Origin of the sequence: Variovorax boronicumulans (assembly GCF_019352895.1) — a bacterium.
GTDB lineage: Bacteria > Pseudomonadota > Gammaproteobacteria > Burkholderiales > Burkholderiaceae_C > Variovorax > Variovorax boronicumulans_A.
Genome location: NZ_JAAAFX010000004.1, coordinates 1 through 21,836, shown reverse-complemented (window position 1 = coordinate 21,836; position 21,836 = coordinate 1). Strand labels below are relative to the sequence as shown.

General features: G+C 64.9%; 22 protein-coding genes and 1 pseudogene. 12 read left to right on the top strand and 11 right to left on the bottom strand.

All coding sequences use genetic code 11. From position 1 onward, the window contains the following. Nucleotides 1–60: 60 nt before the first annotated feature. Nucleotides 61–714, top strand: coding sequence for a TetR family transcriptional regulator C-terminal domain-containing protein (locus K0H49_RS01665; protein ID WP_257624555.1), 654 nt, complete (start codon nucleotides 61–63; stop codon nucleotides 712–714). A gap of 215 nt (nucleotides 715–929) precedes the next feature. Then, nucleotides 930–1,166, top strand: a pseudogene (locus tag K0H49_RS01660) (LysR substrate-binding domain-containing protein); the annotation flags it as partial. 210 nt (nucleotides 1,167–1,376) lie between these two features. Here the strand turns inward: K0H49_RS01660 and K0H49_RS01655 are convergent. From K0H49_RS01655 to K0H49_RS01645, 3 genes are read right to left on the bottom strand one after another with little or no spacing between them, the layout of a single operon-like run. Further along, a complete protein-coding gene (locus tag K0H49_RS01655) occupies nucleotides 1,377–2,591 on the bottom strand; it encodes a pyridoxal phosphate-dependent aminotransferase (RefSeq protein ID WP_219209415.1) in 1,215 nt (404 codons plus the stop codon). 8 nt (nucleotides 2,592–2,599) lie between these two features. After that, complete coding sequence (locus K0H49_RS01650) at nucleotides 2,600–3,268, bottom strand: RraA family protein (protein WP_219209414.1); 669 nt, start codon at nucleotides 3,266–3,268, stop codon at nucleotides 2,600–2,602. After that, the gene (locus K0H49_RS01645; protein WP_219209413.1) at nucleotides 3,265–3,933 is read right to left on the bottom strand and encodes an RraA family protein; all 669 of its coding nucleotides are present in this window, start codon (nucleotides 3,931–3,933) and stop codon (nucleotides 3,265–3,267) included. Before K0H49_RS01645 ends, K0H49_RS01650 begins: the two co-directional genes overlap by 4 nt. A gap of 105 nt (nucleotides 3,934–4,038) precedes the next feature. Here K0H49_RS01645 and K0H49_RS01640 point away from each other — a divergent pair, with 105 nt between their 5' ends. Continuing rightward, entirely contained in the window at nucleotides 4,039–4,947 is a 909-nt protein-coding gene (locus K0H49_RS01640; protein WP_219209412.1) for a LysR family transcriptional regulator, read from the top strand. Between the two features lie 78 nt (nucleotides 4,948–5,025). Here K0H49_RS01640 and K0H49_RS01635 read toward each other — a convergent pair whose 3' ends face one another. Continuing rightward, entirely contained in the window at nucleotides 5,026–5,745 is a 720-nt protein-coding gene (locus K0H49_RS01635; RefSeq protein WP_219209411.1) for a TetR/AcrR family transcriptional regulator, read from the bottom strand. A 336-nt stretch (nucleotides 5,746–6,081) separates the two neighbouring features. Here K0H49_RS01635 and K0H49_RS01630 point away from each other — a divergent pair, with 336 nt between their 5' ends. The 9 genes from K0H49_RS01630 (at nucleotide 6,082) to K0H49_RS01590 (ending at nucleotide 14,444) form a co-directional block, all read left to right on the top strand. Next, nucleotides 6,082–7,053, top strand: coding sequence for a Bug family tripartite tricarboxylate transporter substrate binding protein (locus tag K0H49_RS01630; protein WP_219209410.1), 972 nt, complete (start codon nucleotides 6,082–6,084; stop codon nucleotides 7,051–7,053). Nucleotides 7,054–7,097: 44 nt separating this feature from the next. Beyond that, nucleotides 7,098–7,865, top strand: coding sequence for a cyclase family protein (locus K0H49_RS01625; RefSeq protein WP_257624554.1), 768 nt, complete (start codon nucleotides 7,098–7,100; stop codon nucleotides 7,863–7,865). Nucleotides 7,866–7,899: 34 nt separating this feature from the next. Beyond that, nucleotides 7,900–8,337 (top strand): lipocalin-like domain-containing protein, encoded by a 438-nt coding sequence (locus tag K0H49_RS01620; RefSeq protein ID WP_219209409.1) that lies wholly within the window; start codon nucleotides 7,900–7,902, stop codon nucleotides 8,335–8,337. 25 nt (nucleotides 8,338–8,362) lie between these two features. Next, nucleotides 8,363–9,301 (top strand): 3-keto-5-aminohexanoate cleavage protein, encoded by a 939-nt coding sequence (locus K0H49_RS01615; protein ID WP_219209408.1) that lies wholly within the window; start codon nucleotides 8,363–8,365, stop codon nucleotides 9,299–9,301. 90 nt (nucleotides 9,302–9,391) lie between these two features. Then, nucleotides 9,392–10,510 (top strand): ABC transporter ATP-binding protein, encoded by a 1,119-nt coding sequence (locus K0H49_RS01610; RefSeq protein WP_219209407.1) that lies wholly within the window; start codon nucleotides 9,392–9,394, stop codon nucleotides 10,508–10,510. A gap of 50 nt (nucleotides 10,511–10,560) precedes the next feature. Continuing rightward, nucleotides 10,561–11,613 carry an ABC transporter substrate-binding protein gene (locus tag K0H49_RS01605; protein WP_219209406.1) on the top strand — a complete coding sequence of 351 codons (1,053 nt, stop codon included), beginning with the start codon at nucleotides 10,561–10,563 and terminating at the stop codon, nucleotides 11,611–11,613. A gap of 46 nt (nucleotides 11,614–11,659) precedes the next feature. Next, entirely contained in the window at nucleotides 11,660–13,366 is a 1,707-nt protein-coding gene (locus tag K0H49_RS01600; protein ID WP_219209405.1) for an ABC transporter permease subunit, read from the top strand. Nucleotides 13,367–13,389: 23 nt separating this feature from the next. Further along, nucleotides 13,390–13,824 carry a hypothetical protein gene (locus K0H49_RS01595; protein WP_219209404.1) on the top strand — a complete coding sequence of 145 codons (435 nt, stop codon included), beginning with the start codon at nucleotides 13,390–13,392 and terminating at the stop codon, nucleotides 13,822–13,824. Between the two features lie 323 nt (nucleotides 13,825–14,147). Further along, nucleotides 14,148–14,444, top strand: a complete 297-nt coding sequence (locus K0H49_RS01590; protein WP_219209403.1) for a nuclear transport factor 2 family protein — start codon at nucleotides 14,148–14,150, stop codon at nucleotides 14,442–14,444. A 358-nt stretch (nucleotides 14,445–14,802) separates the two neighbouring features. On the opposite strand, the gene K0H49_RS01585 is transcribed toward K0H49_RS01590, so the two are convergent. From K0H49_RS01585 to K0H49_RS01555, 7 genes are all read right to left on the bottom strand, one after another. Continuing rightward, nucleotides 14,803–15,402: a nuclear transport factor 2 family protein gene (locus K0H49_RS01585; protein WP_219209402.1), complete on the bottom strand. Its 600-nt coding sequence runs from the start codon at nucleotides 15,400–15,402 to the stop codon at nucleotides 14,803–14,805. A gap of 96 nt (nucleotides 15,403–15,498) precedes the next feature. Then, complete coding sequence (locus tag K0H49_RS01580) at nucleotides 15,499–16,449, bottom strand: VOC family protein (protein ID WP_219209401.1); 951 nt, start codon at nucleotides 16,447–16,449, stop codon at nucleotides 15,499–15,501. A 61-nt stretch (nucleotides 16,450–16,510) separates the two neighbouring features. After that, nucleotides 16,511–17,365: a fumarylacetoacetate hydrolase family protein gene (locus K0H49_RS01575; RefSeq protein WP_219209400.1), complete on the bottom strand. Its 855-nt coding sequence runs from the start codon at nucleotides 17,363–17,365 to the stop codon at nucleotides 16,511–16,513. Nucleotides 17,366–17,374: 9 nt separating this feature from the next. Continuing rightward, nucleotides 17,375–18,409 (bottom strand): alpha/beta hydrolase fold domain-containing protein, encoded by a 1,035-nt coding sequence (locus K0H49_RS01570; RefSeq protein ID WP_219209399.1) that lies wholly within the window; start codon nucleotides 18,407–18,409, stop codon nucleotides 17,375–17,377. Nucleotides 18,410–18,421: 12 nt separating this feature from the next. Beyond that, on the bottom strand, nucleotides 18,422–19,378 hold the full coding sequence (locus tag K0H49_RS01565; protein ID WP_219209398.1) for a SphA family protein: 957 nt from the start codon (nucleotides 19,376–19,378) through the stop codon (nucleotides 18,422–18,424). A gap of 145 nt (nucleotides 19,379–19,523) precedes the next feature. Further along, nucleotides 19,524–20,786, bottom strand: a complete 1,263-nt coding sequence (locus K0H49_RS01560) for an MFS transporter (RefSeq protein WP_219209397.1) — start codon at nucleotides 20,784–20,786, stop codon at nucleotides 19,524–19,526. After that, complete coding sequence (locus K0H49_RS01555) at nucleotides 20,783–21,814, bottom strand: amidohydrolase family protein (protein ID WP_219209396.1); 1,032 nt, start codon at nucleotides 21,812–21,814, stop codon at nucleotides 20,783–20,785. Before K0H49_RS01555 ends, K0H49_RS01560 begins: the two co-directional genes overlap by 4 nt. Nucleotides 21,815–21,836: the final 22 nt, after the last annotated feature.

Genomic DNA, 21,836 nt, shown 5'->3' with positions numbered 1-21,836 from the left:
CCCGCTGCCCGCGGCGCGGCCCCTAGAATTTGTTCCCGGTAAAAAGTGACACCATTGCCCATGCGCGACACCAGACCTGCACCATCCACGACGCCGGAAACCACCGCAGACCGAGAGATCAGGGCGGGCAACAAGAGAAAGATCCTCAAGGCGGCGAGCGAGGTGTTTGCCACCAAGGGCTTCGACGGCGCGCGCATCGCCGAGATCGCCACCGTCGCGGGCCTGCCCAAGGCCAACGTCTACTACTACTTCGCCACCAAGGAAGAGCTCTACAGCGCCATCTTTGCGCCGCTGCTGGAAGAGTGGGACAGCGCGCTGCGCATACTCAAGGCGGAGACGGCGCCTGCCGTGGCGCTGCGCGCCTATGTGGAGGCCAAGCTGAAGCTGGGTCGCAAGAACCCGCTGGAGGCACGGCTGTTCGCCAACGAGGTGGTGCGCGGCGGCGCGTTCCTGTCGACGGCTGACCGGGCCCACATTGCAAAGAGCACGGCGGCCAGCATCGAGGTCTTCGAGGCCTGGATGGCCGCCAAGAAGATCCGCAGGATCGACCCGCAGCACTTCCTGTTCCTGCTCTGGGCCTCGACCCAGTTCTACGCCGACTACGAGCCCATCGTGAACGCGGTGCTGCAGGTCAAGAAGATGAGCACGGCGCACTATGACAGGGCGCTCGAAAGCATCGTCTCGACCGTGCTCGGCGGCGTGCTGCCGGACTGACACGGCGCTTCGGGTCGGCCTTGGCGCGGCCCGGCGCAAGAGATGCTCGCGTTTCGCTCCGACGGGAAGGCGCGCCGGCCGCCGATGCGTTCCGAGCTTCTTGGGGCTTCATGGGGCGAGAAGCCGAAACGGCACTACCTTCGCGCAGAGGACCGGATCATGTCCGTTGAGCGTTCGAGCGCCATGGCGCGGTCGAGTCGACCAACGTCGCGGGCCGGATCACGCTCAGCGATCAGCCGCTCATGGTCGATGCGGCGATCGATGGCCTCGGCATTGCCTTCGTGCCGGAGCACCTGGCCAAGGCCGCACTGCAGGAAGGTCGACTCGAGCGCGTGCTGGTGGAATGGTGTCCCTCGTACGGCGGGCTGCGTCTCTACTGCCCCGGACACCGCCACGTCTCCAGCGGACTGCGCGCGCTCATCGCGGCCATCCGCGTCGCAGAAGAGCGCTGAAGGGTAAGCCGTGACCGATGGACGTCCCGTGCCTGAATCCAGGATCACCGACACGTCGCGCCTGACCCGGCTTCTTCCGGCGTCCAGACGGCGCCCGGTTCCATGGTTTGGCCGATCGGGTGGCCCGAACGGTGGCGTCGGACGGGCAGGAGACGCGGCCGGGAAGGCGCGGCCTGCCCCCGGTGCAAGAAACGAGGGACGGCGGGCGATTCAGCGGCAAGCCGAGGCGAACTCGGCGATCGCATCGGAGGCCTGCCGGAGCGCCTGGTCGTCGAGTGCATACGCGATGCGGATGTAGGGCCCGAGGCCGAACGCGCTGCCCTGGACCGCCGCGACATTGGCCTCCTCGAGCAACGCGAGCGCGACATCTTCGTCGGTGCGAAGCGGCACGCCACCCTTTGATGTCCTGCCGATCAGGCCCTCGCAGGATGCGAAGGCGTAGAACGCACCGGCGGGCAAGTCGCAGCGAAGCCCGGGCGTGGCGGTCAACGACGCCACCATCAGGTCCCGGCGCGCCTGGAAGACGCGGCGGCTGGTCTCGATGAAATCCTGCGGGCCCTCGAGCGCGGCAAGGGCGGCATGTTGCGAGATCGAACTGGCGCCCGAGGTCTGCTGGCCCTGCAGCTTCTCCATGGCATCGAGCAGCCAGCGCGGTGCCGTGCAGAAGCCGATCCGCCAGCCCGTCATGGCATAGGCCTTCGAGACGCCGTTCATGGTGACGGTGCGCTCCGCCAGGCGCGGCTCGACCTGCGCGATGGTCGCGAACCCGGCACCGTCGAAGACCAGGTGCTCGTAGATGTCGTCGGAAAGAACCAGGATGTGCGGGTGCTTCAGCAGCACGTCGGCCAGCAGGCGCAGCTCGTCACGCGAGTAGACCGCGCCCGTGGGGTTGGAGGGCGAGTTGAGGATCAGCCAGCGCGTCCTGGCGCTGATGGCCTGGGACAGCGTCTCGGGCGTGAGCTTGAACCCCGCGCCGTGTTCGCACTTCGCGATGACGGCCCGGCCGCCGCAGAGCTGGACCATCTCGGGGTAGCTGACCCAGCAGGGCGCCGGCACGATGACCTCGTCGCCGGCGTTCAGCGTCGCGGCAAGGGCGTTGTAGATCACCTGCTTGCCGCCCGAGCACACCAGGGTGTCCTGCCAGCTGCAGTCCAGCCCGTTCTCGCGCTGGAACTTGCGTGCGACCGCCTCCCGCAGCGCGCGCATGCCGGCCACCGGGGTGTAGCGCGTGTGGCCTGCGTTGATGGCGTCGATCGCCGCGGCGCGGATGTGGGCCGGCGTGTCGAAGTCGGGCTCGCCCGCCGACAGCGAGATCACGTTCGCGCCCTCGGCCCGCCGGGCGGCGACGCGGTCCATCATCCGGTAGGTCGCCGAGGGCTGCACGCTGGCGAGGTGCACGTTGAGCCGCTGAAGGGACGCATCCATCTTCGCCGTCACGCCGCGCCTCGCTGCTGTAGCGTGTGGTAGCCGCGCGCGGCGCGCGCTTCGCGGATCGACTTGCCCTGCGCGATCTGGCTGCGGATGGCCGCTTCCGCCTCCTCGATGCGGCGCGCCACTTCCGCGACTTCCCTGGCGCGGCCGCGCGGCACGACGACGACCCCGTTGGCGTCCGCGACCACGATGTCGCGTGCCACGACGCGCGCCGTCCCGATCGACACGGGCACATTGACGGCCTCCACCTGGACCCGGTCCTTGCCTGTTCGCATGAAGCGGCCTTTGGTGAAGAGCGGGTAGCCATCGTCCAGGGCCTTGGACACGTCGCGGCAGACGCCGTCGATCACGGTGCCTGCGATCTTCCGGGTGCCGGCGTACTGCGTCATGATGTCGCCCCAGACCGAGCAGTCGGTGCGGCCGTCGTTGTCGATCACCACGACATCGCCTGGCGCCACATCGTCGAGGAAGTCGCCCACCGTGCCGGGCGGCGTGCTGGCCGAGGCGTACTTGACGGTGAAGGCCGGGCCGATGACCACGCCCCTGTAGTTGTCCAGCGGCATCACGTTCATGCACTGGCCCGGCAGGCCGAGCTTGTCCATGGCGTCCGAGACACCCGGGGTGTCGAGGCCGTGAAAGAGGGCGACAAGTTGCTGGTCTTCTGCGTTCATTGGGCGGGTTCCTGCTGTTGGATGGCTTCGAATTCCTTGTCGTGCATGACCTCGGCGACCGAGCGGCCGCGGCGCACGGCCTCGACCATGCCGTCCTGGCGGTGGGCGATCTTCTCGCCGAGGTCCAGCACCTCGATGATTCGCGCGGCCGGGATGAAGACGGTCCCGCAACGGTCGGCAATCACGTAGTCGCCCTCGTCGACGTCCACGCCGGCCATGCGCACGCGATGCCCCGAGTCGACCTGGATCACGCGGTTGCGCGCGCTGATCATCGTGACGCCACGGCCATAGACCGGGTAGCCGATGGACTCGCTGCCATCGATGTCCCGGCTGAGGCCGTCGAGGACCGAGCCGCGGATGCCGCGGGCCCTGGCCGCGTTCGCGAGGATGTCGCCCCAGCACGAGATGCCGTCCAGCCCCCCTGCGATGACGAGGATCCGGTCGTCGGTCGTGATCTCGGCGATCACGGGGGAAATGAGGTGGACCGCGGGCTTCGCGTCGGTCTTGGAACCGAGCTGGATGGTGCTCGCGCGGCCGACGATCTTCGGGCAGTTCCACAGCGGCCGAAGACCGAAGGTGGCGCCCGGCAGGCCGAGGAAGTCGAGCGCATCGGAGACCGTGTTGGTGTCCAGCGCGGCGAGGCGGTCAAGGGTCGGGTGGGTCATTCGCTGTGGTACGCGGAGGAGGAAGATTCGACTTTCGGTGGAGGCGATTCATATGTAAATTCCGAAGAATGAATGGCTGTGATACGGACAGCCTATGGAAAGAAAATGATCAACTTTCGTCTCATCCGCCACCTGTGGCTGTTCCTCGCGGTGGCGGAGGAAGAGAACTTCAGCAAGGCGGCGGCACGGCTCGGCATGTCCCAGCCGCCCTTGACCGAGCAGATCCAGGTGCTCGAGCAGGCACTGAAGCTCAAGCTCTTCGAGCGTTCGCGGCGCGGTGCCAAGCTCACGTCGGCGGGCGCGGCCATCCTGCCGGCGGTGCGCAAGTTCGTGCAGCAACTCGAGCAGCTCGAGCTGGCCGTGCGGGAATCGGCGGCGGGGCAGACGGGCCTGCTGACCATCGGCGCGATCAGTTCGGCCATGCTCGACGTGCTCCCGCCTTTTCTGGCGACGCTCAAGAAGCGCTACCCCGACCTGACGGTGTCCGTCAGGGAGATTGACAGCGTGGAGGCCGTTCCTTCGCTCGAATCAGGCGATGTCGATCTCGCGTTCGCGCGGCTGGAGGGCGATCTCGGCGAGGCCATCGTCAGTGTGCCGCTCAAGCAGGACAAGCTGGCCGTGGCACTTCCCAAGGGGCATCGCTTCGCCGGCATGGCGCGCATCCGGCTGGCCAGCCTGGCGGACGAGGACTTCGTCATGGTCGCCAGGCGTCTGAGTCCCGTCTCCTTCGACGGGTTCACCGCGGCGTGCCTGGCGCATGGCTTCTCGCCGCGGGTGATCCACGAGACCCGCAGCGCCTCGTCGCAGGTGGCATTCGTCGGATGCGGACAGGGCATCGCGCTCGTGCCCGCATCGATGAAGAAGCTCGCACCGGAAAGCGTCGTGCTGCGTCCGCTGAAGGAGCGCCTGCAGGTGGTCACGACAGCCGTGGCCTGGCGCAAGACGAGGAGCTCGCCGCTGTTGCAGGAGATCACGGCCCTTCTGGGCGCGGGCGCGCCGGCGCGCACCGCCTAGCGCGGCCACCGGCCGGGCTGTCTTTCATCCAGCCGCGACGCATGGGCGCCCGATGACCGGAAAGCGGCCCTTCGATCCTCAGCGCCCCTTCGCCGATGACGCTTTGGGCGCCGTCAGCCCGGGGGCGCGCATGGCGGCGGCGACGAAGGGCACGATCTGGCGCAGGGACTCGGCAAAGTTCTTGCCGGAGCAGCGTCCGGCCGAGATCACCTCGATGCGGCCGGTGTCCGCCAAGGCGTATTGATAGGTGCCGAGCATGAACATGAAGCGCCAGGACACCTCGTCGCGCGACAGGTCGGGAAGGCCGCGCGCGAAGGCCGCGACAAAGCGGCCGGTCGAGTCGTCGTAGAGGCGCCGCCGAAGTTCGTTGCCGAACTCGGTGCCGTCGAGCTGCAGATGGGCTTGCATGCGCAGAAAGGCGCGACCGCTTTCTCCGCTCATCGCCAGCTTGAAGGCGGGCGCCAGGAAGATCTCGATGAGCCGCTCGACGGGCACCGGCGTGCCCTTCGCGGCGACTTCCTCCGCCTGGAGCAATCGCATGCGCTCCTCGACCAGGGGCGTGCCGCAACGCAGGTACGTCTCCTGAAACAGGACCTCCTTCGTGCGAAAGAAGTAGTGAATCATTCCTTGGTTGACGCCCGCGCTGTCGGCCACATTGCGCATCGAGCAACCGGTGAAACCCAGTTCGCCAAACAGCTGTTCGGCCGCGCGCAGGATGCTTTCGCGTGCGTCGCTTCGCCGACGTTGGGGCTGTTCAGGCGCGGTCGGGGTGTCGTCGGGAGGAATGCTTTTTCTCATGGCTTGAAACTTTTCTACCGTCAGCGCGTGCGTGTCAGCGCGTGTGGCGCGCGCCGCCACGAGCGACCGCTCGAGGGCATGGGTACTTCCATTATTGGTTGATCGAAAGACTAACAGCGCTGCGGCAGCCCTTCGTCTGAACCGAGCCAAGCCCGTGTCGGGCTTGCCCCCACCGCGCAAATCGAGGGAGGCGCATGTCGACACGCCCCCCGCTCACGGTAGCCGAACACTTCCAAGCCCCACGGCCCTGCGGACTCCTCTAAGGGTTAACCCCTTAACTACTTAGTCAATCGAATAACTAACATTTAGGCAGACCGCAACCCTCAAGGAATCGACATGTTGAAACTGGCATTGCATTGCACCGCGTTGCTCCTCGCCCTGGCAGGGCTGCCAGCGGCGGCGGCGACGCAATACCCGGAGCGACCCATCCGCCTGGTGGTTCCCTATGCGCCGGGCGGCGGGACCGACAACATCGCGCGCCTGCTGGCCGTGAAACTGGGCGCGCGCCTGGCGCAGCCCGTGGTGGTCGACAACCGGGCCGGTGCCAATGGAATCATTGGCGCCGACGCCGTGGCCAAGTCGCCCGCCGATGGCTACACCCTGCTCCTGGCGGGGCTCGGGCCGCTGGCGGTCAACCCCAGCCTGTTCCAGAAGATGCCGTACGAGCCGCTCAAGGCCTTCACGCCCATCGCCAGGATCTCGTCGGCGGCCCTGGTCCTCGTCACGGGCAGTGGGGCGCCCAAAGAGGGGCTCAAGGATCTGGTCGCGACCGCGAAGAGCGCGCCCGGACAGCTCACCCTCGCCAATGCTGGTGAAGGTTCCCCGCAGCACATCTGCGCCGGGCTGTTCGCGCGTTCGGCAGGAATCGCCGTGAACAACATCCCCTACAAGGGCGCCGTGCCCGCCGTCACCGACCTGCTGGGCGGCAGCGTGCAGGCGATGTGCGACAACATCGGCACGGTCCGGTCGTTCATCCAGTCCGGAAAGCTCAGGGCCCTTGCCGTGTCGACGCGCAAGCGGGCGCAGGCCTTGCCCGACGTGCCCACGTTCGAGGAGCAGGGCTTCGCGGGCATCGATTTCTCCTTGTGGTTCATGTTGGTGGCACCTGCGGGAACCCCCAGCCAGGTGCTCACCCGCCTGAACACCGAAGTCAACGCCATCCTCCAGCAGCCCGATGTGATCCAGGCGCTGCACGACAACGCAAGCGAAGCCACCGGGGGCTCGGTGTCCGAGGCCGCGCAGTTCCTCGCCAAGGAGAACCGCGCCTGGCCGGAACTGGTGCGCGCCATCGGCCTCACCAAGCAATGACCGACATGACCTCCTGGCTCCTTCCTTCGCACATGCCGGCTCCAATGAAGTTCATCGACCTGTCCGTGGCCATTGAAAACGGGCTGCCCGTCGATCGACCGGGCAACGGCCCGAAGATTCGCTACGAACAACACCGGGAAACCTTCGCGGCGCTGGCCAAGCCCTTCACGGGACTGCGCCCGGAAGACCTGCCCGACGGCGAAGCCTGGGCCGTCGAGCGGATCGATCTGTCCACGCACAACGGCACACACATGGATGCGCCATGGCATTACGCGTCCACGATGAACGGCGGCGAGCGGGCGGCGACCATCGACGAGGTGCCGCTCGACTGGTGCTATCGACCTGGCGTGAAGCTCGATTTCCGGCACCTGCCGGATGGCCATGTCGTGCGGGCCGACGAGGTGGAGGCCGAACTGGCGCGCATCGGCCATGCACTGCAGCCGCTGGACATCGTGCTCGTGAACACGGGCGCCGGCGCGCGCTACGGCCAGCCGGACTATCTCGACAGCGGCTGCGGCATGGGACGAGAAGCCACGCTCTACCTCACGGAGCGCGGCGTCAGGGTCGTCGGCACCGATGCCTGGTCCTGGGATGCGCCTTTCAGCCATACGGCCCGGCGCTACCGCGAGACCGGCGACGCCTCGCTGATCTGGGAGGGCCACAAGGCAGGCCGGGAGATCGGCTATTTCCAGATGGAGAAGGTGACCAACCTGCAGCTGCTGCCATCGAGCGGCTTCCAGGTGATCTGCTTTCCCGTCAAGGTCCGCTCTGCATCGGCCGGTTGGTGCCGTGCGGTGGCGATCCTTCCATGAACCAAGAACACACATTGAAAGCTGGAGTCTCCGCATGAACACAACCCCCCTGATCGGAACCTGGTTCCTGCGCGAAGCGTATGCCATCGCCCCCGACGGCGAACGCCTGTACGACGTCTATGGCGCGCGGCCCACCGGCGTCATCCACTACGGCGACGACGGCCGAATGATGGCGCTCATCACCCACGACGGCCGCGAACGGCTGGACGGCGACCGGCAAGCCGCGCCGGAATCGCAGCGGGCGCAAGCCTACAAGTCGTCCATCGCCTACGCGGGCGCGTTCTCGCTGGCGGACGGCTGGGTGTCGCACGCGGTCGACATGTCCACCTATCCCAACTGGGTCGGGACCGTGCTGCGTCGCGCATTCCGCTTCGAGCAGGGAGACGTGGTGCTGACGACGGCGCCGCAGATCCAGGACGGCGTCGAGACCGTCATCAAGCTGGTCTGGCAACGCCAACCGGTCCAGCACTGACCCCATCGTTGGAAGCGGAGAAACCATGTCCAAGTCGTCCCGGAAAATCATCATCACCTGCGCCGTGACAGGCGCCATCCACACGCCGACCATGTCGGACGCGCTGCCCTATCGGCCGGAAGACATCGCACGCCAGGCCATCGATGCGGCAGAGGCCGGTGCCGCCGTATTGCATCTGCATGCGCGGCAGCCGGAAAATGGTGCCGTCTCGATCAACCCGGAGCATTTCCTCGGCTTCCTGCCGGCGATCAAGGCGTCGACGAATGCGGTCGTCAACCTTTCCACCGGCGGCAGCCTGCGCAACACCGTGGCCGAGCGGATCGCGCCGGCAAAGAGGTTTTCGCCGGAAATGTGCTCGCTGAACATGGGCAGCATGAACTTCTCGATGCATCCGCTGGCGCAGCGCTACACAAACTGGAAGTTCGACTGGGAAGAGTCGTACCTGCGCGAGTCCGACAGCTACATCTTCAGCAACACCTTCCGCGACATCGAGATGGTCGCAGGAGAACTGGGCCATGAACACCGCGTCAAGTTCGAGCACGAGTGCTACGACGTGGGCCACTTGTACAACCTCAAGTTCTGCGTCGACTCGGGCCTGTTCAAGGCGCCGATCTTCATCCAGTTCGTGCTGGGCATCCTGGGCGGCATCGGTGCGGACCTGGAGAACCTGGTCTTCATGAAACGTACCGCCGACAAGCTGTTCGGCAACCAGTACCAGTGGTCCGTGCTGGGCGCTGGCGCCAGCCAGATGAGCCTGGCGACCGCGGCCGCCACCCTGGGCGGACATGTGCGTGTCGGGCTCGAGGACTCGTTGCTGATCTCGCGCGGCCAGCTGGCCGACTCGAATGCGCAGCAGGTGCGCAAGGTGCGCGAGCTGTTGGAAAGCCTGGGGCACGAGATCGCCACGCCCGATGAAGCGCGCGAAATCCTGTCCCTCAAGGGAAGCGCCGCGGTTCGGTTCTGACCGGGTCGTTCGGGTCCGGCAGCGCGGCCCTTGCGCGATCGACATGACCCCGCCCCGCCAGCATTTCAAAGTGATCAATCTTCAAAAGCCATGAATCCACATGCCGACCGGACCGCGAGAACATCGCCTGCGAGCAGGGTCGAGTTCCGCCACATCAGCAAGCACTTCGACGGTGTTGCGGCTGTCCAGGACGTCGATCTGGTGATCGAACCCGGGGAGTTCATTTCCCTTCTGGGTCCGAGCGGCTCCGGGAAGTCGACGCTGCTGATGCTGCTGGCGGGCTTTGAGCGGCCCACCCATGGCGAGATCCTGATCGACGGACGCTCGATGAACGACGTCCCGCCGAATCGCCGGGACGTGGGCATCGTCTTCCAGAGCTATGCCTTGTTTCCCCGGATGTCGGTCCGGGAGAACGTGGCGTTTCCGCTCAATGCGCGTGGCATCACCGGGCAGGCGCAGGCGCGCCTCATCGATGCGGCATTGACGCGCGTGCGCATGACGCCGTTCGCCGACCGCTTGCCATCCCAGCTCAGTGGCGGCCAGCAGCAACGGGTCGCGCTGGCGCGTGCGCTGGTCTTCAATCCACCCCTGGTGCTGATGGACGAGTCGCTCAGCGCGCTGGACCGGCGCCTGCGGCAGGACATGCATGTCGAGCTGAGGCAGATCCATCGCGAGATCGGCACCACGATCGTGTTCGTGACGCACGACCAGGAAGAGGCCATGGCCTTGTCCGACCGGATCGTCGTGCTCCAGAACGGCGCCGTGCAGCAACGTGGAACGCCGACCGAGATCTACACGAAGCCGGTGAGCAAGGCCGTGGCCAACTTCATGGGCGAAAGCAATTTCATCGAGGGGACGCTGGTCGACGTCGGCGCGCACGGCTTCGACATCGCAACCCCGGTTGGAAGAATAAGTTTCCACGGCCGCGCCGCGCCGCACGCGGGACCGGCGATGGTCGTCGCAGTCCGCCCTGAAAACATGCGTGTCGATCCCGCGGGATCGCCAGTCGATCGCACCGATCCCGATGGCGTCGACTTCATGGGCGAGGTGGTCCACAGCTCCTTCCGAGGCAACTATCTCTATTACCAGGTCCGCTGCGATGCCGGTCTGCTGTCGGCCAATGTTCCATTCGAGGCCCATCGGAACGCGCTTCAGCCGGGAGACCGTGCGCGCATCCGTTTCGACAAGACCTCGGCAATGATTTTTTAAGTCTTCCTTTGATCGATCACGGAGTGCATATGTTTTGTCTCACACGAGGAATGAAATCCATCGCCGTGCTTGGCGGCCTTTTCATCGGAACCTGCCAAGCCGCATCGCTGACCGTGCTGGTCGGCGGCGGGATGCTCGGGGATTCGATGATGACGTCCGTCGTCGAACCGTTCGAGAAGGCGACCGGGATCAAGGTCAATGCCGTCAAGCAGCAATGCGCTCCCGCGGTCATTCGGACGATGGCGCAGAGCAAGCGGCAGGACATCGACCTGTGCATGCTGAGTTCCGCCTCCATGATCGTGCTGGCGCGCGAAGGCCTGCTGGCGGAGATCAACTACCAGGCCATCGATCCCGCAGTGGCCGAACAGATCGAACCGGCCCTGCGTCACAAGTACGGCGTCGGATTCTTCAACTATGCGATTGCGCTCGGATACGACAAGTCCAAGCTCCGGGCGGGTGTGAATGCACCCCAGAACTGGGGCGAGTTCTGGGATCCGAAGAAATTTCCGGGGCCTCGGATCCTTCAGAGCGGTGCGTATCCGGGGCAGGGGCCCTGGGAAGAGGCCTTGATCGCGGATGGCGTGCCGGTCGAGAAGCTCTACCCGATCGATGTCGACAGGGCACTCAAGAGCCTGGACAAGATCAAACCCGCCGTCAGGAAATGGTGGATGGTCGGGGCCGAACAGGAGCAGGCGTTCTCCGGTGGCGGCGCGGCCATGGGACAAGGTTTCGACGGCGTCTTTCAGAACGTCATGAAGACGAACGAAAAGCTCGCCTACACCTACGCGCAGGCCAAGATCTACACGCTTCATCTGGTCGTTCCGAAGGGCGCCAGGAACAGCCAGGAGGCCGAGAAGTTCGTCAACTTCGCATTGGATGCGCAGCGGCAGGCCCTGTTCTCGAAGTTGTCCGGCTACTCGCCCACCAACCGCTCGGCCTTCAAGTTCCTCGATCCCGCATTCGCGTCCACCCTGGTCGGCGCGCCTGGCAACAAGGAGAAGGCCTACTACGCCAATGCCGACTGGTATTCGGCGCTGGACGCTTCCGGAAAGACCAATGCCGAAGCACTGATCAAGCGCTGGAACGAATGGGTGCTGAAATGAAATGCGCCTGGGTCCTGGTCGTCGGTCGTCTGAAGGAACGCGCCTCATGAAAGCGAAGATCGACGTGGCGACTTGCGCGCTGGCACTGCCGGCGGTCGTCCTGCTGGTGTTCTTCTTCTACCCGCTGCTGCAGATCGGCCTGCTCAGCCTGCGCGCACCGGAGTTCTCCTCGGCCGAATATCGCGCCATCTTCGAGAATGCGATGTACTTGAACGTCGCCTGGCGCACGCTGTCGACCTGCGCACTGGTCACGCTGTTCTGCCTCGTACTGGGTTATCCGACTGCCGCATTCATCGCGTCGCTTTCTCCTGCGAAGGCGAAGCTCGTCCTGCTGTGCGTGGCCATTCCCTATCTGACAAGCTTCCTGGTCAGAAGCTACGGATGGGTGGTGATCCTGGGGGACGAGGGCCTCGTCAATCACATGCTCCAGTACTTCGGCTTTGCGGACGATGGTCTGGCGATCCTGTACACGCGCACCAGCATGATGATCGGCATCGTGCACGTCATGCTTCCGATGATGATCCTGCCGATCTACGCATCGATGCTGAGGATGGACACGTCTTTGCTCAGGGCGGCCAAGGCCCTCGGCGGCGGACCGGTGCGGACCTTCTTCGCCGCCTATTTTCCGCAGACCGCCAACGGCGTCCTGAGTGGATGCATGCTCGTCTTCATTGTCACGAGCGGCTTCTACATCACGCCCGCGATGCTCGGTGGCCTCTCGGATGTGCTGCTGTCGAACCTGGTGGCCGTTCAAGTCACGTCGCTGCTGAATTTCTCCACCGGCGCTGCCCTGGCCGTGCTGTTGCTCACGGGAACCTTGCTTCTTCCGTTGGGCGGGTTCCTCGTCAGGATCCTGGTGCGGAAAGGAAGAGACTCGAACGGCTCCAGAGGGGCGCCGCGACGCCATGGATGGAGCACCGTCTTTGCGACGGTCAGTGGCTTCTTCTTCTCGCGGCTCAGATCGAAGGCGTCGTCGGCTGGCGCGCTGCGGAGAATTCCGCTCAGAGCGGTCGCCGCCCTGGTCTGCATCTTCCTGGTACTTCCCAGCGCGGTGGTGATCGTTGCATCCTTCACGAGCTCGGCGTCCCTGGACTTTCCCCCCCAGGACTATTCACTCAGGTGGTATCGCGCGCTGGTGAATGACGCGCAGTGGCGATCGGCTGCATCGATCAGCTTTCAGGTCGCGCTGGCGGCGATGGCCATTTCGACCTCGCTCGGTCTGCTCGCCGCCTACGGCGTTTCCAAGATTTCATCCGAAGGTCGAAAGAAGGCCGCCTATGCAGTGCTGATAGCACCGCTGGTGGTGCCTTCGGTGGTTTTCGCCATCGCGATGTTCGGCGTGTTGGCCCAGTGGGGCCTGATTGGAACCCGAGAGGGGTTGATCGTCGCGCACACCGTGGGTTGCATTCCTTATGTGTTCGTCGTCGTGTATGGCGCACTGCTGATGATGGACCCCCGATTGGAGATGGCGGCCCAGAGCCTGGGGGCGACGCGGGCACGAACGATCTTCAGGGTGGTGTTGCCCACGATCGGGCCCGCATTGGTCTCGGGGGCCGTCCTGGCCTTCATTCATTCCTTTGACGAGGTGGTCATCACGTCGTTCGTTGCGGGTGTTTCCGTGGAGACCCTGCCTCTCAAAATGTGGGTGGATATCCAGAATAAGGTCGATCCCACGATCGCCGCTGTGTCCACCCTTCTGATCTTGATTCCTGTTGCCTATCTGGTTTGCAGCAGGGGCAAGTTGGCCAAGTGAAACTTTTAAAGAAGGAAATGTCGATGAGTCCGAAAGATGTTGTTCACGCCTGGCATACAGAGTGGCGGATCAATCCCGAGAACGCCAACACGCTGTATCTGCACCAGGACATCAAGGTGCTGCTGCCCGGCAAGGATGCGATCAAGGGATGGGATGCCGCAAACACCCACTTCCTGAACGTCGCATCGGCGGTGAACCTGCCGCAGCCCTACACCGCCGACGAGAACAAGTACCTCATCTACCTGGAGGACAAGGACTTCGTGGCCCGTCGCTTCAGATGCACGTACCACAACAAGGACGGCACGACCATGGACATGATGGTCTACAACATCTACCGGGTCAAAGACCAGAAGATCCTTCACTTCGAAGAGTATTTCGACACCTACTATCGTCGCGTGAGCTCGGTGGAGAACCCGACGCAACAGGTCGATCTGAGCGAGTATCTGCTGGAGGCCTGAAGGCAGGCTTCTCGCTCGATCTTCTCCGAGCGATTCAAGGATGCGGCCCCTGCAAGCAGCGCATTGGGCATGCGCAGACCAGGCGGCTGCGATGCAGGTGGCATTCACGGGCTGAGGATGGCTTCCGGGGTCGAGTGGATGGCCCCAGCCGGATCGCCGGGGTTCGCCCCATTGGAGACGATGCTGTCCTATTCGATAAGCCACGAGCGTGCCATTGAGAACCTGATCGCAAGCGATGCTTTCATGGTGGATGACGGCGACTTCAGGGGGCTGGCGCAATTGTTTTCCCAGGGCGAACTTGTTCTCAACGGCGGGCCCCCGCCGTGGGCGCTGCGGCCGTGGAGGCCCTGGCGCGCGAGGCGCTGCGAATCCATGGCGATGGGACGCCAAGAACGAGGCATGTCATCACCAATCTGATCCTCGAGATCGACGAGGCGGGGACACGCGCCCAGTCGCGTGCCTACTACACCGTGTTTCAGGCCGTCGATCCGTTTCTTCTCCAAGCCATCGCCCGCGGACGGTACCGCGACAGCCTGGTTCGCACCGCCGGCCAGTGGGTGTTTGCGCGACGCGAAGTGGAGACGAATCTGGTGGGAGATGTCAGCCAGCATCGCCGGTGAGCGAGGTGCCGTCCGTCCAATGCGAGGCGGCAGTCTCATCTGGTGTTCCGCCATTTGATTCGTCGCAGGTGGGCGGTCGGCATGTACGTCGCGCCACAGGCGAACTGGACGGCGCCGAGGAGTTGTCAGGCCTGAGGTGAACATCAACTCGCGTCGCGCCGCAGATCCCCCGATCGGCGCGATGGGGTGGATCGCCACGCAGTCCGCTGTTGCGCCACGCACGGCGCATGCGGTGCTGTCATGGCCGATGGTGATGCCGTAGCACCGTCGCTGGATCGTGGCATGGAGGCTATGGAGGCTGCGCGCCACGTTTTTCGCTCGAGGGCGCACAGGGCAGACAGCTTGCAGAGGCGGGCGGTCAGAGCGGCTCGCCCGTCAGCCAGTCCTTGCCTCTGCTGTACAGCTTCTGCACTTCGGCACCTTCCAGCTGGGGCATGTCGAGCTTGACCGCGTAGCCCAGTAGGGTCTGGATGTAGGCCAGGTGACGGTAGCCGGCCGGAAATCTCGCAAGCGCTGCCTGGTCGAGTTCCAGCCTGGCGCTCGGGTCTACCGGATCGATTCGATCCTTCTCATAGATCGGCTGGCGAACCACCACGCCCCAGCGGCCGTTCCGCCGTTCTACAAAGTCGTAGAAGCGGCCAGTGCACACCACATCGCACGCAACGCCCTGCACATCACCACGCTGCGAGATCGTCATCTTGGTCTGCACGATGGCGCGATCGCCAGCCAGATCGACCGAAGTCCCTCCCAGGAAGTGGAGGATGCTCACGCCCCGGGCCCAGCCCTCTTTGGTCACCCGTATGAACTCCGCGGCCGGCCCCTGGAACCACGTCGCATGCATCACGCCGTCGTCATGCCAGACGGTGGCGAATCGATCCCAATCGCCAGCATCGCGCCAGATGGCCCAGTTGTCGATGAGGTCGCGGATCGCAAGGCGGTCGTTGCGTTCGTTGGTCATGCGTGGCTTCCGTGGATATCGTCCGCCGAACCCGACGGGACGAGGTTGTTGGACGAGGCGGCGAAAGCCTCGGAGAGATTCATGGACATGAACGATTCAGTCCGGCTTGCGCCAGGGCGCGATGAAGGTGGAGACTGGCATTGCCGGTCCCCACTGCGCGAGCGCGTCGTCGTCCACGGGATGCAGTCCCGGCGCGCTGCCCGGCTGGACGAGGTCGCTGTCGGTGAAGTGTTCGACCAGATTGCCGTCGGGGTCGTACCAGTAGTCGAACACCTGGCTGCCCAGGATGTGGCGGCCGACGCCCCAGAAGGGACGCCATCCGCGTTTCAGCAACCACTTGTTGCCCAGGAACTGGGCATCCATGTCCAACACTTCGAACGAGGTGTGATGCACGCGTGCCTCGTCGCCGGGGAACAGAGCGATGGTGTGGTGGTCGGTCCAGCGGGCCGGTCCCCGGCAGTGGAAGAAGCCCCCCAGCAGGTTCTCGGGTTGTCCGTCGAACAGGAGGTCGGACGGTGCCATGCCGAGCCGAGACTGCAGCCAATCGGCGTTGCGGCGGAAGTTCGGCGTGAGGATCGCCACATGACCCAGCCGCAGCACGGGCGCCGGGGCGAACGCGGGCCGTTGCCATTCGCCATGGCGGACCTTCGCATTGCCGTGGTTGATGCGCAGCGCTTCGCGCAACGGCAGCGCGGCCTGCGCTTCGCAGCCATGGACCAGTTCAAAGGGCAGGCCGTCCGGGCTGTTCAGGCGCACGCGCCAGCCACCGCCCGGCCGCTCGATGGGCTCGACCGCGGAGGCTTCGGGAAAGGTCGCCACCTGCCGCAGCATCTCCAGACTGTCGGCGCGCATGCCGATCGCCGCCAGTCCGGAACGCCCCGGGGCCTTGCGCGCGATGTAGCAATGGCTGTGGGCCGAGGCGGCACGCAGGCCGATCTCGTCTTCGGTCTCGTAGCTGATCACGAGGCCGAAATCGGCGAGGAAGCGTCGGGCGAGGTCCAAGTCTTCGTGGTTGAAGATGACATAGGCAATATCGGCGGCGGGCATGGCGATGGTCCTGTTGATGCGCGCGGATGGCGCTGGGGTGGCTAGGCGGCGAAGGCCGCGTTCAACGTTCGGCTTCGACGGCGTTGCGCAGCGTGCCGATGCGCTCGATCTCCACTTCGCAGACATCGCCGACGCGCAGGTAGACCTGGGGCTTCTTGCCGAAGCCCACGCCTGCGGGCGTACCGGTGACCAGCATGTCGCCCGGCAGCAGCGTCATCACCTCGCTGGCGAGCGACACCAGCGAAGCCACGTCGAACAGCATGTCGTCGGTGTTGGCCTTCTGCTCCACGATGCCGTTGACGCGTGTGACGAGCTGCAGGCCCTTGGCGCCCGGCGGCAACTCGTCCGCACTGACGAACCAGGGCCCGCAGGCGCCGGTCCCGTCGAAGTTCTTGCCCATGGTCCATTGCGGAGCCTTGAACTGGTAGTCGCGCACCGAGGCTTCGTTGAAGACGGTGTAGCCGGCCACGTGCTCGAGTGCGCGCTCGGGCGTCACGTGCCGTGCCGCGCTGCCGATCACCGCGACGAGTTCACCTTCGTAGTCGAACGCGTCGCTGGCGCGCGGCTTGACCAGTGCCTGCCCGTGCGCGATCAGCGACGAGGCCACGCGCAGAAAGAAGGTGGGGTAGGTGGGTTGCGGGTACGGGCTCTCGGCCACGTGATCCAGGTAGTTCAGCCCCACACAAAGGATCTTCTGGCCGGTGCGGACCGGGGGCAGAAGCTGCGCGCGCACCAGATCCAATACAGGGGCGTCGCGGGTGGCGTCGGCCACGCGCTGACGCCAGTCGGGCCATGTCAGCAAGGCCGCCATGTCGGCGGGAAATTGGGGAGAAGTTCGCCCGAGGTCGAGCCAACGTCCGTCGAGCTCGATGGCCAGGCCTTCGCGATTGTCCAGGGAGTAGGAGAGGATCTTCATGGTTTCCGTTCAGTTGTCGGTCATGGGTTTGGCGATCGAATCCCCGGGCAGGTGCGGCAGGCCTGCTGCACGCTGGCGACATTCATCGTTCTGTGAGATGGGGAGCGTTTCGCGCAAAAAGTCACCGATGTCGTCCACGCATTCCTTGGCGACAGCGACCGTGGCGCTGAAGCCAAAGAAGAGGTGCGACATCCCCGGATAGACCTTGAGGCGGTGCAGCCGTGCGGCGGATGCGAGTCGGCGAGCCAGCGCGGCAGAGGCATCGCGGAACACATCGAACTCGGCGGCAGCCAGGAACGTCGTCGGCAGCAATCGGGGATCTGCGAGAAGCAGGTTGGCTCTCGGGTCGTTTCGATCGGCCTCTGCGGGGAGGTAGTCGTCGAAGATGGATGGCACGGACGCGAGGTCCGGAAACAAGCCCACATTTCCGTACCGCAGCATCGACTCGGTCGACGTGTCGGCGCTGAACGCACCCACGATGCCGACGGCGGCCCGCAGCCACGGCACGCGTCCGAGATCGACGGCGGCGCCGAAGGACACGCTGGCGCCGGCGGAGTTTCCTCCGCACGCGAGCTGCTGGCCATCGATGCCCCATTCGCTGCCGCGTGCATGCAGGGTGCGCAGCAGCGCTGCCGTCTGGTTCACGGCGGCCGGAAAGACATGTTCCGGCGCATGCAGGTAGTTCGCGCTCACCACGATCCCGCCCCATGCCTGCGCGATCTCGCGCATCTGCCGATCGTTGGCCCAGTGCGAACCGGTCTTGAATCCGCCCCCGTGAAGAAAGACGAATCCCGGTCGCAATGGCAAACCCGCGTCGGGCCGATAGATCACCGCCTGGACATCGCCGCCCGGCACGGGGATGCACACTTCCGAGGCGGTGTTCATCTGCGGTCCGCCTTCGTTCCAGTGCGCCCTGGCCCATTCCGCGCTGCGTCTGGCGCCCTCGAGTCCCTTCTCGGGCCCACCATACGCCGCGACCAGCGCACGAGACAGGGCCAATGCATCACGCAGTTGCCCGTTCAATTCCGGCGCGTCATTTTCCATCTCGTGCCTCCTTCAGAACGGGACTTTGGTCTGGACCCACAGGCGTGTCCCTTCGGGGCGATTGCGCGCGCCGTATTCGGCCTGCAGCTTGACCATCACCGCCATCCTGGGCGCCAGGTTGAAGCTGAGGTACGGGCCGATGGCCTGGACGCGGCCTCGGTTTCCATTGCCGTTGACAGACGCGCCCGCCTGGCGGTCATCGGTCATCTGCCGGTACAGGTAGCCATTGATACCGAGCGCCAGGTCGGGGCTCACGATGAAGCCCGCGCTGTACTCGAAGCTCAGTTCATCACCGGATCTGTAGTTCGTGGCCCGATTCGGGCTGTTGATCTGATATCGCGCCTTGGCCGAGAGTTGCCATTTGTTGTGCAGCAGCCAGGTGGCCGCGTACAGCGGGGCGAATCCCCGGTAGTTTCGTCCCAAGTTGACCGGGGCGTTGGCGTCGAACCCACCGGTCGGCAAAGTCAGTTCAAATCCTGCGATCTGATGCAGGGAACTGCCATGCCAGCCGAACAGCAAGGGTGAGAAATTCAGGTCGGCCATCCCGGTCTTGCTTCCACTGCGGTCCAGCGGCCCCAGTGCCGCCGACCGAGCGATGCCCAGCGACAGATCGACGCTGGGGATGGGCACGCCCAGGCGCGTCTCGATACTGGCGCCGAGGAACTGGATGCCCGGCCAGACATAGCTCAATCGGAGCGCGACGGTATTGACCTCCGTCTCGAAGTAGGCGAGCCGTGCGTTGTCATTTCCAGCGTTGTCCTTGCTGCGTGTGGCGTTGTAGTGCTGGTAATAGAGGAAGGTGTGGAGACCTTCCGGGACCATGAGGCCCGCGAGGTTCGTCTCCACCCCCACGGCATAGGCGCTTGCGCCGCCTTCCGTGCATTGCGCGGGCGCGGAGAACCAGGCGAGGGAGAGAAGCGCCGTGCCGCGCACGACGCGCGAATGCATGGAACGTTGCCGGAAGATCATGAAAGGCTGCTCCTTGTTGTTCGTGGATCGGACGCCATGCCGCGGCCACGCGGCGGGACTCGCACACGAGATTTCTTTGCAATCGGTTCCTGTGCAGAGGCCAAAAAGGCTCTGCGTCTGTGGACGGCTGCGGCCGTCCTCCGGGTCAGTGCCCGGCTGCGCGTCCGTCGAGCGGGTAGCTGTAAGGACCCATCCGCAGCATGGCGATGGCCGCGACGACCAGCCCTGCACCGAAGGCGGCGATCGCCGGACCGTATGAACCCGTGCGGCTGAATGAAAGCCCCATCAGGAAAGGCCCGAGGCCCGAGCCGAACATGAAGACGGCGAACAGGTAGCCGTAGATCTCGCCGAACGCTCGCATCCCCATGTACCGGGAAATGAAGAAGGCGATCAGGTCCACCTCGGCGCCGAGGCCGATACCGATGCACACGGTGGCGAGCAGGACGACGAGCGCAGAGGAGGGGAAATAGAGCAGGACCACACCGAGCAGCGGTGCAAGGATGAACAACAGTGCAACGTGCGGCGCGAAAAAGCGGTCGAGCAGATATCCCGCCAGCAGGCGGCCGATGATCAGGGACACGCCGGCTGCGCTGATTGCGCTGGTGGCCAGCGTCGCCGATACACCTCGGTCCGTGAGGATGGCTGTGATGTGTGCGATGGTTCCGCCACAAGCCATGACCACCGCAAAGAACACCACGCCCAGGTACCAGAATCTTGCTGTCCTCAATGCTTCTCGTGCGCTCATCCCCGGCACGGTCGATCGCGTCGAGCCGGTGACGACGACCGGTTCTCTCAGGAAGAAGTAGACCGAAGGAAAAGCGCAGAGCAGAACGGTCACGCCCAATCCCACGAAGGCGACACGCCACCCATACGCGGCAATCAGCATGTTGGCGAGATGCGGCAGCAATGCCGCTCCGATCCCCACACCCGCCATCGATACGCCCAGCGCCAGGCCTCGACGGCGCTCGAAGGCGCCGGCCACTGCTTTGGCATAGGGCAGCGGCGATTGCGCGGCGGCGAAGATCCCGGCGATGCCGTACAGCGCAATGAATGGCAGCGGCGCTGCGGGAGAAAGACCGAGCGCGGCAATGGACAGCGCAAACAGAAGAATGCCGGGCAGGACGACAGAACGGACGCCGTGCCTGTCGATCAGGCGCCCGGCATACGGCGTGCACAGTCCCGTCACCAGAAAGCCGATCAGCACGGCCGATGAGACGGTCGCTCGGTCTGTCCCGAAGGCCTGGGACAGCGGCTTCACGAACACCCCGAAACTGAACTGCAGCAGCGGGCCGTTGGAGACCGCGGTGCCCAGCACGGCGGCCAGCACCACCCACCAGGGATTGGGCGATCGGGTGCTGACGCCGGTGGAGCGATCCGGCGTTGCGGTCGCCTGTCCGGTGGCGCTCATCGATGCGCTCCCACCATGCGGCGAGATGCGTCGGGCGAAGCGGGCGCGTCGACGGGCAGCTTGAACAGTTTCTGCGCGTTGGTGCGACCGATCTTTATGCGGTCCGCCTCGCTGATGCTTGCGGCATCGAACCAGGACGTCGCATGGTCGACGTTCTCGAAGGGCCAGTCGGTCGAAAACAAGATGCGGTCGGCACCGACCTCGAGCATCGCGTCGATCAATGTCTGGGTACGGAAGTTGCCTGACGTGGTCAGGTAGAAGTTGTTGGCGAAGTACTCGCCCAACGGCCGCTTCGCGGGATACGCCTTCGGACCGTCTACCCAGGCGTTGCAGTTGTCGACGCGCCACATGCTGTAGGGCAGGCCTTCGCCCATGTGGCCAAGGATGATCTTGAGCTCCGGGTGCCTGTCGAACAGTCCGGAGGCCATCAGCCGCAGCGCATGCACGGCGGTCTCCTGACCGAAGGCCCACACAGGGCCCATCAGCCATGGATGTCCTTCGTAGATCTGGGCCCGCGACGGCACGGGGTTGCGCGGATGCAAATAGAACGGCGCATCGAGTCGCTCGACCTCGGCCCAGAACGCCGCGTACTGGGGTGCGTCGTAGTACACCACGTTCTCCGGGCTGTCGACCTGCGAGAAGCCGTTGACGAGCGCGCCCTTGAAACCCAACTGCTGGATGCAGCGTTCGAGTTCTCTCGAAGCCATCTCCGGGTCCTGCAGCGGCAGCGCCGCGAAGGCCTGGAAGCGATCGGGGCGCTTGGCGACCTGCTCGGCGAGGAAGTCGTTGCTCCGGATGGCCATGTCGTTGGCCAGTGCCGGCGAGGGCACGGCCTGGATCGCGGGCGCGTTGAGCGACAGGATCATCATCTCCATGCCGTGCTCGTCCATCTGCTGCAGGCGCTTGCCGTGGATGTCCAGCAGCCTGCTGCTCAATTCCTTCCACGAACTCGCCGGCAGGTAGCCGGCCGAGTCCTGCAGCGTCTCAGCGGTAGCGAAATGTTCTTCGAGTCCGATCTTGCCGTTCATGATGCTTTCTCCTGGTGGTATG